Source organism: Xanthomonas sp. NCPPB 4037, from assembly GCF_041475695.2.
Lineage (GTDB): Bacteria > Pseudomonadota > Gammaproteobacteria > Xanthomonadales > Xanthomonadaceae > Xanthomonas > Xanthomonas campestris.
This window is the reverse complement of record NZ_CM191261.1, coordinates 175,999-188,666: the sequence shown is the minus strand read 5'-3', so window position 1 is coordinate 188,666 and position 12,668 is coordinate 175,999. Positions and strand designations below refer to the sequence as shown.

The 12,668-nt window shown below is 66.5% G+C and carries 8 protein-coding genes; 6 read left to right on the top strand and 2 right to left on the bottom strand.

The window, feature by feature from the left end; all coding sequences use genetic code 11:
- Positions 1–207 precede the first annotated feature (207 nt).
- From ACCQ01_RS00835 to ACCQ01_RS00825, 3 genes are read left to right on the top strand one after another with little or no spacing between them, the layout of a single operon-like run.
- Complete coding sequence (locus ACCQ01_RS00835) at positions 208–630, top strand: hypothetical protein (protein WP_228433244.1); 423 nt, start codon at positions 208–210, stop codon at positions 628–630.
- Positions 631–640: 10 nt separating this feature from the next.
- The gene (locus tag ACCQ01_RS00830) at positions 641–1,090 is read left to right on the top strand and encodes a 3-dehydroquinate dehydratase (RefSeq protein WP_228433245.1); all 450 of its coding nucleotides are present in this window, start codon (positions 641–643) and stop codon (positions 1,088–1,090) included.
- Positions 1,071–1,298 (top strand): hypothetical protein, encoded by a 228-nt coding sequence (locus ACCQ01_RS00825; protein ID WP_014506079.1) that lies wholly within the window; start codon positions 1,071–1,073, stop codon positions 1,296–1,298. Before ACCQ01_RS00830 ends, ACCQ01_RS00825 begins: the two co-directional genes overlap by 20 nt.
- A 181-nt stretch (positions 1,299–1,479) precedes the next feature.
- Here the strand turns inward: ACCQ01_RS00825 and ACCQ01_RS00820 are convergent, their stop codons facing one another.
- Together ACCQ01_RS00820 and ACCQ01_RS00815 are read right to left on the bottom strand one after the other, a co-directional pair.
- Positions 1,480–3,207: an outer membrane protein assembly factor BamB family protein gene (locus tag ACCQ01_RS00820; RefSeq protein WP_228433246.1), complete on the bottom strand. Its 1,728-nt coding sequence runs from the start codon at positions 3,205–3,207 to the stop codon at positions 1,480–1,482.
- 809 nt (positions 3,208–4,016) lie between these two features.
- The gene (locus tag ACCQ01_RS00815; protein ID WP_012439617.1) at positions 4,017–4,556 is read right to left on the bottom strand and encodes a gluconokinase; all 540 of its coding nucleotides are present in this window, start codon (positions 4,554–4,556) and stop codon (positions 4,017–4,019) included.
- Between the two features lie 158 nt (positions 4,557–4,714).
- Between ACCQ01_RS00815 and ACCQ01_RS00810 the strand changes: the two genes are divergently transcribed.
- From ACCQ01_RS00810 to ACCQ01_RS00800, 3 genes are all read left to right on the top strand, one after another.
- Entirely contained in the window at positions 4,715–6,097 is a 1,383-nt protein-coding gene (locus ACCQ01_RS00810) for an MFS transporter (RefSeq protein ID WP_116891258.1), read from the top strand.
- Between the two features lie 44 nt (positions 6,098–6,141).
- Complete coding sequence (locus tag ACCQ01_RS00805; RefSeq protein ID WP_228433320.1) at positions 6,142–8,496, top strand: GH36-type glycosyl hydrolase domain-containing protein; 2,355 nt, start codon at positions 6,142–6,144, stop codon at positions 8,494–8,496.
- 728 nt (positions 8,497–9,224) lie between these two features.
- On the top strand, positions 9,225–12,668 hold the full coding sequence (locus tag ACCQ01_RS00800) for a hybrid sensor histidine kinase/response regulator (protein WP_228433247.1): 3,444 nt from the start codon (positions 9,225–9,227) through the stop codon (positions 12,666–12,668).

Genomic DNA, 12,668 nt, shown 5'->3' with positions numbered 1-12,668 from the left:
ATATGCGGCGCGATGGATCTCATCGCGCCGCATATGTGATGACGGGTAGTCGCCTGTTCCTACGACACTGAGCGTCGCGCGTCTGTTGCCTACCTACCTGGCCGCTTACGCCTTTTTTATGGTCTGTGGCCTCGGCGCAAATAGCGCCTTTATGCCCGGCAGGCCTACTTTGGCACTCCCGCACTGTGGTGCGTTGAGTCGAAGACGATGTGTATCCTGATTTTGCGTGGCCCGCAGTCCGATGCAATGCCGATGGCGCCGCTGCCGCTGTGTGCCGGGCGTGACCTGCGCACGCTGGCGTGTGCTGACCTTGCGAGCTTGATTGCCGGGCTGCAGGCAGCCGGTGGCGATGCCGATGTGGAACTGGTGCTGCTGGACTCGGGCGATCTGCCGCTGTCCGAGCGGGCGTGTGCGACGGCACTGCGTGCGGCGGTAGATGCCTTGCCCACGCCGTATATCGAGCTGCATGCCGACGCCGGGCAGGAGCTGGAGCCGTGGCTGCATCCGCAGCATGCGCCGCTGGCGGTGGTGATTACGCCGCACGATGCGCCGCGTGCCTATGCGATGTCATTGGGGATTGCGGCGCGTTGTCTGCCGTCCTTGTGCGCGCCGTTGCGCGTTGCTGCCTGAGGAGGCTGACATGTCGATCATGATCGTGCGTGGGCCGGAAGCGGCGATGCCGTTGGTGCGTGGGCCGCAGGCATTGCCGCGTGCGGTGATCACCCAGTTGGTGCGCTGCGCCGGGGATGCGGGCAAGACGGTGGCGCTGCGCGCCTGTGGGTCGGAGCAGGAGTTGCTGGATGCCTTACGCGTTGCCGGGCAGGCGCGCATGGAGATCGCGCTGATCGATCCGGGCAGCTGCGTGGACAGCGTGCGGCTGCACTGCGTGCTCGCCGGGCTGGCGTATCCGTACGTGGAAGCCCACGACGACAGCACTGACCGGCCGGAGCGTTGTTTGCCCGCCGGGCTGGGCCAGCGTGTGGCCATCGTGCGTGGCTACTGCGCGCAGAGTTATTTGCTTGGGCTGGAGATCGCGTTGGAACATATGGGCTGCACGGAGATTCAGGGCGATGTCCACGTTGGCACCTGAGCGGCAGCTGCTGCATTACTTCGCCGACTACGAAGGCTATTGCGATGGTCGGCCGGTGCTGTGGGGGCAACTGGCCTACAGCGTGGAGGTGCCTGCCGATGGCGTGCTGGATGCCGCAGAACTGGTGTGCGCGTTGCGCCGTCGCGCGGCCGAAGCACATGGGCTGGAAGCCGGACAGATCCGCTTGTGCCAGGTCACGCGGCTGTAGGGCGCGCTCGCGCTCGAAGCAAGGCCGGTGTGGACGCACAGCAATGAGGGCGCCGATCAAGTGCACATGCGCATCGGATGTGGCCCGCCGCTCGGCGCCACACACAACGACGCCACCCGAAGGTGGCGCCGTCGTTCTGCCGTCGCTGCGCGTCATTCAACGCAGCGCACGTACTGGCCGATTACTTGGCCGCGCCGCTATCCGGCACGAACTTGATCAGCTGGTTGCTGGTGGCGGCGGTGCCGAAGTTGAAGCGGCCATAGCCCGCGCCCCAGTACAGCGCGCCATCGACCACTGCCGGCGAACTGATCACCGAACCGGTGGCGTTGCAGTTCCACAACGTGGCGCCGGTGTCGGTATCCAGGGCGACCATGTTGCCGGCCATCGAACCGGCGTACAGCAGGTTCGGCGACACGGTGAGCGAGCCCTGGCCACCGGCCGGCACGTTCGGGTTGACGCTGTTCACGCCGGGCACCTTGACCTGCCACTTGATCTTGCCGGTGGCCGCATCCAGCGCTGCCCACGAGCCGCCGTTGTGGCTGACGGTGTTGTCTGGCCCCAGGGTGTAGGTGGCGTTGGAGCTGTTGTTGATGGCTACATAGACCTGCGACTTGTACGGGTCGAACGCGGTGCCCCACTCGACGCCGCCGGTGGTGCCGCCCGGGCCCACCTGCGTGGACCACACCTTGGCGCCAGTCCTGGCGTCGAAGGCCCAGTAAATGCCGCTCTTCTGGCCGGCGCCGACCAACTGCTGCGGCTTGCCGTCGCGCCAGACGGTGAACAGCTGTACGCCGGCACCGCCGAAGTCGTAGTCAGGCCCGGTCAGGTTGGTGGCCTGCGTGTTCGGGCACAGCCCATTGGTGGGCGCCACGATGCAGGACAGGTTCCAGGCGTCGTAGCCCTGCGCGCGGTCGGCCCAGGCCAGCTTGCCGGTGTCCAGGTTCAAGGCGACCACCGAGTCGACGTAGTTGTCCGGCGCCATGCAGTTCAACTCATCCTGCACGGTGAGTTCGCTGCCGCGGTAGGAGCGCGCATTGGAGACGCAATTGCCCACGCTAGCGGGGATGTTGTAGTTGTTGCCGGTGCCGAAATACAGGCGGCGGCTGATCGGATCGATTGCCACCTGGCCCCACACCGATGCGCCGGTATAGCCCTCGGGCACGTTGTAGAACTGCCACACCTTCTTGCCGGTGTTCAGATCCAGTGCCACCACGCTGCCGCGGAAGCTGAAGGTGTGGTTGGCGGCCAGGTTGCCCCAGTCACCCGAGGAAATACCTACGTAGATGCGGTTGCCGTAGATCACCGGCGAAGAGGTGATGCGTGCCTGCGGGTTGGATTCGGCCACGCTGCTCCACAGCAACTTGCCGGTCTTCTTGTCGATTGCCATCACCGTACCGGAGGCCTGGTCGCCAACGATGATGCTCTTGCCGCTGATGGCTGGCGTATTGCGCGTCACCGAGTTGGCATTGCCGGTGTAGTCGGACAGCTTGGCCTGCCAGTTCGGCTTGCCGCTCTGCGTGTCCACGCTATACAGCGTGCCGCCCCAGTCGGGCACGTACAGCGTGCCGCCTTCTACGCTCGGCGTCGCCGAGATGTCGCCAGTGGTGGTCAAGGTCCACGCCGGCTTGAGGGTCGGGGCGGTAGTGCGATTGATCTTCCATTCGCCAGGCGCGAAGCGGCTGTTGAAATAACCGCCACCGGCGGTAGGCCAATTATTGGGGCTGGCAAACGGAAGATTGCTGCCAAAGGAACGCCAGACCTGGCCGGACGCTGCAAAGGCGCGGGTATCCAGGGAGGACACCGACGGTGGGGCGGTTGTGCCGGACTGGGCGAAAGCCACTGCGCTGGCGAGCAGGCAGGGGATGAGCATCAAACTACGGAACCGCAAGCGGCGAAGAGAATTGGTCATCACGGCGTGTCCATTGGTGAAGGAAAGCGCTGAATCCCCCCGGATCTGCGTGGTGAAGATCGCCGATTGCGATGACCGTGCAACCCGTCGGCGTCGCCGTGTTCATGTCACGGTCGGGTCTGGTTGTATCTGGTAGTACCAGCTTGGAAAAATTCTGTTCAGCGCGTTCGTTATTCGCACAAATAGTGATGATGCATCACGATCTGCGCGGGCAGCGATAGACAAAATGATTCAATCGGACGATCACGCAAACCCCTGTAAAACAGCGGTCTACTGAAAGTAACCTGGCCACGTTGCGCATCCTGTGTGACGCCCGGCACACGCGTGAGCTGCCTTGTATCGCGGCATTTGCAGACCACCAACACATAGCGCTTCAAGCGTTCGATGCGTTCGATCTTGTAGCGGTGCAGTACGCTGCGTGTGCACGCCCGCGCGGGTCACGGTGAGGGTTCGGTGCATGCACCGATTACATATTGGCGCATGCCCGCGGATATGCGAGGGCGCGTTGAGTTGGATGGCGTGGAAGCAGCCAGCTGCGCATCGTCGTCGAATGCAAACGCGATGGTGCCGTTTGCTGCAACGTGCCGAGCGCAGCAGCGTCAGCAGCGCGTTCTGCGACAGCAACGTCTATCGCATCCGCAAACGGAGCTGCGCGATCTGCGGCTGGTCTACGCGCTGCCACGTCGCGCAGTCACCGCAATAGGGCGACGCTGCAGCGGCGCTATCGCACGCCGCCTCGCACGCATGCGACCCATCGATCCCACTGGCACTATTACTATTACTATCACTGTCACTGCAACGCGTTTGCGTTACTCCAGCGCCAGCTGCGCGATCGCGTCCTGCACCACCTCCGGCACGGTGGCATCCACGTCCACCGACACCACGTCGGCTTCGTCCAGCGGCAGTTCCAGCGTTTGCAGCTGGCTGTCGAGCAGGCTCGGCGGCATGAAGTGGCCCGCGCGTGCGCTCAGGCGTGCGGCGATCACGTGCGGCGCGGCATGCAGGAACACAAAGCGCATCGGAACCCCGCTGCGGCGCAGCAATTGGCGGTGCGTGCCGCGCAATCCGGAGAACGCCAGCACCACCGATTCACCGCTCTGCACGCAGTCGCGCAAGGTGGCCGACAGCAGCTCTACCCAGGGCAGCCGCATCGCATCGGTAAGCGGTTGCCCGGATGCCATCTGCGCGCGCGCGGCCACGCTGTGATAGTCGTCGGCATCGAGAAAACGGAAGCCGTAGTGCGTGGCCAGGGCCTGCGCAATGGTGGTCTTGCCGCTGCCCGAAACGCCCATCACCACGATGGCCAGGGGCGAAGCGGACGCGGGCGTGGCAGCTGCTGCAGTCTCCATCACGTCAGGTTATATCTCCGGATCGATTCGGCATGTTGCCGGATTTCACGTTGGCGGCAGGCCAATGCGTGGTGTAGCGTCGGCGCTCCTTGCCAGGTGAGCGGTCCAGCAGCGTAACGGTGCGCTCCGCCGGGTTCAACGCATCCGAAGGTCTGTCGATGACGTCATCGCCTGCAACGCCTCCGCCGTTGGCGCCACTGCGCCTGCGCGAAAAACTCGGTTACGGTGCCGGCGATCTGGGCCTGAATCTGTACTGGGCCAACATTTCCGCGTTCCTGCTGATCTTCTACACCGACACCATGCACCTACCGGCCGCGGCCGTGGGCACGATGATCCTGCTCACCAAGATCGCCGATGCGATCGCCGACCCGGCGATGGGCGCGCTGGCCGACCGCACGCGCAGCCGCTGGGGCAAGTTCCGCCCGTATCTGTTGTGGGGCGCCGTCCCGATGGCGGTGACCGGCGTGCTCGCCTACACCACGCCGGCGCTGGATCAGAACGGGCGCATGTGGTGGGCCACGATCAGCTTCCTGGTGATGATGCTGGCCTACACGGTGGTGAGCATTCCGTACTCGGCGTTGTCGGGCGTGATCACCGCCGACAGCAACCAGCGCACCAGTCTGATCAGCCTGCGCTTCATCGCCGCCTTTGCCGGCACCACGCTGGTCAATTACTGCACGATGGATCTGGTCAAGTGGTTCGGCGGCGGCAACGATGCGCTGGGCTGGCAACGCACGATGATGCTGTATGGCGCGGTGGCGGTGGCGTTGTTCGTCACCGTGGCGCTGACCACGCGCGAACGTGTGCAGCCACCGCCGCAGCAGCGCTCGCCGATCCGCCAGGACATCGCCGACCTGCTGCACAACCGCCCGTGGTGCGTGCTGTTCGTGTTGTCGCTGATCATCATGATCACCATCGTGATGCGTGGCGGTGCCGGCGTGTACTACCTCAAGTATTACGTGCAGCGCCCGGAGCTCACCGGGTTGTTTCTGGGTGGCTATTCGGTGTCGCTGGCGGTGGGCGCGGCAATCACGCCGCTGCTGACGCGTCACTGGGACAAGCGAACGCTGATGACTGCGCTCATGGCCATCGTGGGCCTGCTCAGCTGCCTGATGTTCTTCATCCCCGCCGACATGGTGTGGGCGATCTTCGCCTTGAACATGCTGATCGGCGTGGCGCTGGGGCCGAAATCGCCGTTGGCGTTTTCGATGTATGCCGACAGCGCCGACTACACCGAATGGAGCACCGGGCGGCGTGCCACCGCGATGACCTTTGCCGCGGCCACGTTCTCGCAAAAGCTTGGCGGCGCGCTGGCCTCGGCCGGCATCGCCTGGGTGCTGGCCGGCATGGGCTATGTCGCCAACAGCGCGCAGTCGCAAGCGTCGTTGACGGGCATCGTGCTGCTGTTGACGGTGATCCCCGGCGTGGTGGCCTTGCTGGCTGCCTGGACCATGCGTTTTTACCCGCTGGACGACGGCCTGCTACGCCGCATCCAGCTTGAACTGGCCGCGCGCAAGCGCGACGAACCGGAGCACCCCTGACCGTGTCTGCAGCCTCCCCCGCACCCGACGATCTCGCCACGTTGATGGCGCCCAGCGCCGATGGCATGCGTTATGCGCTCTACAGCCCCACCGCCATGCCCACGGCCGGCGGCTTCCTGTGGAACCGCCGCATGATGGTGCAGCTCACCTGCCGCGGTTACGCCACCGCGCAATTCATGCAGCCGGAGCCGGCCAAGTACGCGCATGCGCCGCTGCTGGAAGCGCGCAATTTCATGATGCCCGAGCAGCCGTACTACGCGCATCATCCCGGGCGCTTCTTCTACCTCAAGGACGAAGACACCGGCGCGCTGTATTCGGTGCCGCATGAGCCGGTGCGTGCGCCGGCGGAAGCGTTCGAGTTTTCCGCCGGCAAGCACGATGTGCGCTGGCGGGTGCGCCACGACGGCATCGTGGTGGAGCTGTGCGTGTCGTTGCCCACCGACGATGCGGTGGAGCTATGGGAATGCCGCGTGCACAACCAGTCCGGGCGTACGCGGCGGCTCAGCCTGTATCCGTATTTCCCGATCGGCTACATGTCGTGGATGCACCAGAGCGGCGGCTACTCGCCGGAGCTCGGTGGCATCGTCTGCCGCAGCGTGACGCCGTATCAAAAGGTGGATGACTACTTCCGCCAGCGTGATTTCAAGGACTGCACGTTCTTGCTGCATGAGCAGCCGCCGGTGGCCTGGGACGCGCAGCAGATGGCGTTCGAAGGCGAGGGCGGGTTGCATGCACCGTCGGCGGTGCAGGCCGAGCAGTTAGGCAACCATGACGCGCATTACGAAAACCCCGCCGCCGCGCTGCAGTACCGGCTCAGCCTGGAGCCGGATGCGGCAACGGTGTATCGCTTCGCGTTCGGCCCGGCCAAGGACGATGCGGAGATTGCGGCCCTGCGTGCGCGGTACCTGTCGGCCGAAGGTTTCGCCGCTGCCGCACAGGACTACGCGCAGTATCTGCAGGCCGGGCGCGGCTGCGTGCAGATCGCCACGCCCGATGCGGCGCTGGACAACCTGGTCAATCACTGGCTGCCGCGCCAGGTGTTCTATCACGGCGACGTCAATCGCCTGACCACCGATCCGCAGACGCGCAACTATCTGCAGGACCACATGGGCATGGCCTATCTGCAGCCGGCCACCGCGCGCGCGGCGTTGCTGCATGCGTTGTCGCAACAGGAGCCCAGCGGTGCGATGCCCGACGGCATCCTGCTGGTGGAAGGCGCCGAGCTCAAATACATCAACCAGGTGCCGCATACCGACCACTGCGTGTGGCTGCCGATCTTCCTGGATGCGTATCTGGCCGAAACCGGTGACGTAGCAGTGTTGGACGCGGTGGTGCGCACGCACGACGGGCAGGCGCTCAGCGTGGCCGAGCGGCTGGACGCGGCAATGCAATGGCTACTGGATGCGCGTGACGCCCGCGGGCTGAGCTTCATCGCGCAAGGCGACTGGAACGACCCGATGAACATGGTGGGCTGGCGCGGCGTGGGTGTGTCCGGCTGGCTGACCGTGGCCACGGCCTATGCGCTGCGGCTGTGGTCCGGGATCTGCGCCGCTAACGGGCGCAGCGCGCAGGCAACGCAGTTCGGCCAGGCGGTGGAGGAGGTCAACGCCGCCGCCAACCGCGAGCTGTGGGATGGCCACTGGTATGCGCGCGGCATCACCGATGATGGCGTGCGCTTCGGTATCGCCGACGATGAAGAAGGCCGCATCTATCTCAATCCGCAGAGCTGGGCGCTGCTGGCCGGGACCGCCGACGCCGAACAACGCACGGCGCTGCTGGACGCGGTGCGCGAGCAACTGCACACCCCGTACGGGCCGGTGATGCTGGCGCCGGCGTATACGCACATGCGTGATGACGTGGGCCGCCTGACCCAGAAATGGCCGGGCGCCGCGGAGAACGGTGCGGTCTACAACCACGCGGTGGCGTTCTATCTCTACAGCCTGTATCAGATCGGCGACGCTGACCGCGCCTGGGAGATCCTGCGCGCCATGCTGCCGGGCGCGGACATGGCCGACGCGCTGCAACGCGGCCATCTGCCGGTGTCGCTGCCCAATTACTACCGCGGTGCCTGGCACCAGTATCCGCGCACCGCTGGGCGTTCCAGCCAGCTGTTCAACACCGGCACCGTGGCCTGGGTGTACCGCTGTGTGCTCGAAGGCCTGTTCGGGCTGGTGGGTGACGGCGATGCACTGGCGGTGCGCCCGCAGCTGCCCTCGCACTGGCCGCAGGCGCAGGTGACCCGGCAGTTCCGCGGCGCGCAGTTCGAAGTGGCCCTGACCCGCGAGCCGGGCCGCACGCAGCTGGAAGTGCTGGTGGATGGCGTGGTCAGCCCGGACCAGCGCGTGCACGGCATCGTCGCCGGACGCACCTACCAGCTCCAGGTACGGCTGCCGGGCTAGGCGTCAGGTGACGGCGGAGCGTTTGATGGTGCAGCGTTGGGGCGACGTGCGCGATGGGGTTCCTGGTGAGGCCCATCGCTGGTAGAGCCCATCGCGCGCTAGCGCGCTCCTACGGGAGCGGGCCAGCGGACGTTGGTCAGATCGTTCCTGTGCGGATGGCGGCATCGGCCGCGCTGGCACATTAAACGCCAACGGATAGGCCATGCGCGTTTCGATACCACATCACCTTCGGTTCTCGACGCCCCGCAGGCCGCCACCAGCCAGACGCCACGATCACAACGCCCTGGTAGGAGCGCGCTTGCGCGCGATGAAGCGGTCCCGATACGCCGAACGCCTAGCGCCGTCTCACCGCGGCTGTTTAGTCACCAAAGGCACGCACGTCTGGCAAGACGCCTCACCTAGCAGCTGTGGCTACGGCCCAGCTGCAGCTGCTTGCCCGGCCTAATTGCACCGGTAACGGCGCAGCGTGGGCGCGAGGAGCACGATGGGCGTCCCGGTAAAGCCCATCGCGCGCAAGCGCGCTCCTACGAGAGCTGGCGGACGCCGGCCAGTGCCCTGCGCGGATAACCGGCATCCACCGCCATAGCCAACACCCTCCACCGCGCCCCAGCCAACCGCTCTTGCGATTCCCGATTCCCGATTCCCGATTCCCGATTCCCCAACGGCGATTCCCGATTCCCGACCCCACTGCGTAAACTCCCCCCTCGCATTCCCGCCTAGGAAGCCCGTTGGTCTCGAGCTGGATACTGCTGCTGGTCTCGCTGGGATATGCCGCGCTGCTGTTCGGGGTGGCGTGGTGGGGCGATCACCGCCCGCTGTACCCGGAGCGGCCGTGGCTGCGGCCGGCGGTGTATAGCCTGGCGTTGGCGGTGTACTGCTCGTCGTGGACCTTCTACGGCGCCGTGGGCTCGGCGGTGCGCAACGGCATCGGCTACCTGCCGATCTACCTGGGTCCGCTGCTGTTGCTGCTGTTTGGCTGGCGCATCATCGAACGATTGGCGCTGATCGCACGCGCCGAAAACACCGTCTCCATCGCCGACTTCATTTCCTCGCGTTATGGCCGCTCGCGGCGGCTGGCGGCGCTGGTGGCGGTGATCGCGCTGGTCGGCATCGTTCCCTACCTGGCCCTGCAGTACAAAGCGGTGGCGATGAGCCTGGAAGTGCTCACCGGCCACAGCAGCGCCGGGCGCGGCATCTTTGCCGATCCGGCGCTATACGTGGCGTTGCTGATGGCGTTGTTCGCCACCTTGTTCGGCACCCGCCAGGTGGATGCCACCGAGCATCACCACGGGATGATGCTGGCGATTGCGCTGGAGTCGGTGATCAAGCTGGTGGCGATCGTGGCGGTGGGCGTGTTCGCCTGGCTGTGGCTGGGTGATCACCAGCTGCGCATCGCCGATTCGGCGCGCACGCTGTTCCAGCACACCCCATCGGTGGGCTTCATCTCGCAGACCTTGCTCAGCTTCCTGGCCGTGGTGTGCCTGCCGCGGCAGTTCCATGTGGCGGTGGTGGAATGCAGCGATGTCGGCGACATCCGCCGCGCGCGCTGGCTGTTCGGCGCCTACCTGGTGATCATCTCGGCGATGGTGGTGCCCATCGCCTCGGCCGGTGTGGCCTTGTTCGGCCAGGACAGCTCGGTGGTGGACGATGCGGTGGTGCTGGCGCTGCCGCTGAGCCAGGGCAATACCGTGCTGGCACTGGTGGCCTACGTGGGCGGGTTCTCCGCGGCCACGGGCATGGTGATCGTGGCCAGCATCGCGCTGGCCACCATGGTCAGCAACGACCTGGTGATGCCGGTGCTGTTGCGCCGGCGCAGCAGTGCCGACGCGCGCGCCACTGTGGCCTCGCGGGTGTTGTGGATCCGCCGCGTGGCGATCTTGTTGCTGGCGTTGATCGCCTACGGCTACCACCGCAGCGTGGCCAACGACACCACGCTGGCCGCCTACGGGTTGATGGCGTTCGCGGCGGTGGCGCAGTTCGCGCCGGGCGTGATCGGCGGGCTGTACTGGCGCGGCGCCAGCCGCAAGGGCGTGGAGACCGGCATGGTGCTGGGCTTCATGACCTGGATCTACACGCTGCTGCTGCCGGCGGCCACGCGCGCCGGCTGGCTGCAGCCGGAGTGGCTGGTGGATGGCCCGTTCGGCATCGGCTGGCTTCAGCCGCAGCAACTGTTCGGCATGAGCGGCTGGGACCCGCTGGCGCATGGCACGTTCTGGTCGCTGCTGATCAACACCGGCACCATGATGGTGGTATCGGCGCGCTGGCGGCCCGGTGTGGACGAGCGCCTGCGCGCAGCGCCGTTCCTGGACCCGTATTCGCAACGGCCGGCGGTGGCCGGCGAATGGCCTGGCCACGTGCATGTGGCCGACCTGCAGGCGCTGGCCGAGCGCGTGGTGGGCGAGCGGCATGCGCATCGTGCGTTTTTGGATCAGGCGCAGTTGCTGGAACGCGAGCTGCAGCCCACCGCGGTGGCCGACCGCGCCTGGGTGCAGTTCACCGAGCGCCTGCTGGCCGCATCCATTGGCGCCGCTTCCGCGCGGCTGGTGCTGACCAGCCTGTTGCGTGGCTCGGGCATGGAGCTGGGCGAGGTGGTGGCGGTGCTCGACGAGGCCGGCCAGGAGCTGCGCTTCAATCGCGAAATTCTTTCCACCACATTGGAAAACATCAGCGCCGCGGTCAGCGTGGTCGACCCGGACATGCGCCTGACCGCGTGGAATCGCCGCTACCAGCAGCTGTTCGGCTACCCCGACGGCATGCTCTATGTCGGCCGCCCGGTGGCGGACCTGATCCGCTACAACGCCGAGCGCGGCGAGCTGGGCGAGGGCGATATCGAAGATCAGATCGACCGCCGCATCCGCCACATGCGCGCCGGCTCGCCGCACGTGTTCGAGCGCACCCGCAGCGACGGCAAGGTGATCGAAATGCGTGGCCAGGCGCTGCCCGGCGGCGGCTACGTCACCAGCTACAACGACATCACCGACTACAAGCGCGCCGAGCGCGCGCTGCTGGACGCCAACGAAAACCTGGAGCAACGCGTGGCCGACCGCTCGCGCGAGGCCGAGCTGGCGCAGCAGTCCAAGACGCGCTTTCTGGCGGCGATCAGCCACGACGTGCTGCAGCCGCTCAACGCCGCGCGGCTGTTTGCTTCGGCATTGCGCGAGAGCCACCAGAACAACGAAGAACAGCGCCACCTGGCCGAGCGCGTGGATGCCTCGCTGCGTGCAGCCGAAGAGTTGCTGGACGGCCTGCTCGACGTCTCGCGGCTGGATGCCGGCGGCTTGCGGCCCACGGTGGAGGATTTCGATGCCAGTGCCTTGATGCACGAGCTGGCCGCGCAGTACGCGCCGGTGGCGGCCAGCCGCGGGCTGCGGCTGCAGGTGCACGCCCGCGCGCTGTGGGTGCGTAGCGACCGCCGCCTGCTGCGCCGGGTGATGCAGAACTTTCTGGCCAACGCGCTGCGCTACACCCGCCAGGGCCGCATCGTGCTGGGCATGCGCGGGCGCGGCGCGCAGGTGGAGCTGCAGGTGTGGGATACCGGCCCGGGCATTCCCGAGCACCACATGCGGCAGATCTTCGAGGAGTTCCGCCGCTACCAGCAGCCGTTCGACTGGGGCGAGCAGGGGCTGGGGCTGGGCCTGTCGATCTGCCAGCGCATCTCGCGCCTGCTCGATCACGACCTGAGCGCGCGTAGCCAGGTCGGCCAGGGCAGCATGTTCTCGATCCTGCTGCCGCGTGTGGACGCGGTGCCGGCCGCACCGGTGCCGGTGCTGGCGGTGCGCCCGCAGGCCAGCGGCGATTCGCTGGCCGGGCTGCGGGTGCTGTGCGTGGACAACGACCGCGAGATTCTGGACGGCATGCGCGCGCTGCTCGGCCGCTGGCAGGTGGAGGTGATCACCGCCAGCACCGTGGACCAGGCGCTGGAGCGTGCCCGCGAACGCCCGGACGTGATGCTGGTGGACTACCACCTGCACGACCGCCTCGATGGCCTGGACACCCTGGACGCCTTGCAGGCCGCCGCCGTGGACCCGATCGCCGGCGCACTGCTCACCGCCGACGGCCGCGATGAACTCAAGAAACTGGCGCGCCAACGCGGCTACCGCCTGCTCACCAAACCGGTCAAACCGGCGTCATTGCGCGCGTTCTTGAGTGCGTATCACGACACCATGCGGTGA

What these genes read in the sequence shown, in the direction of transcription:
- ACCQ01_RS00825 (WP_014506079.1), top strand. Translation starts at nt 1,071, where the DNA reads ATGTCCACGTTGGCACCTGAGCGGCAGCTGCTGCATTACTTCGCCGAC.
- ACCQ01_RS00810 (WP_116891258.1), top strand. Translation starts at nt 4,715, where the DNA reads ATGACGTCATCGCCTGCAACGCCTCCGCCGTTGGCGCCACTGCGCCTG.
- ACCQ01_RS00805 (WP_228433320.1), top strand. Translation starts at nt 6,142, where the DNA reads ATGGCGCCCAGCGCCGATGGCATGCGTTATGCGCTCTACAGCCCCACC.
- ACCQ01_RS00815 (WP_012439617.1), bottom strand. Translation starts at nt 4,556, where the DNA reads ATGGAGACTGCAGCAGCTGCCACGCCCGCGTCCGCTTCGCCCCTGGCC.
- ACCQ01_RS00830 (WP_228433245.1), top strand. Translation starts at nt 641, where the DNA reads ATGTCGATCATGATCGTGCGTGGGCCGGAAGCGGCGATGCCGTTGGTG.
- ACCQ01_RS00835 (WP_228433244.1), top strand. Translation starts at nt 208, where the DNA reads ATGTGTATCCTGATTTTGCGTGGCCCGCAGTCCGATGCAATGCCGATG.
- ACCQ01_RS00820 (WP_228433246.1), bottom strand. Translation starts at nt 3,207, where the DNA reads ATGACCAATTCTCTTCGCCGCTTGCGGTTCCGTAGTTTGATGCTCATC.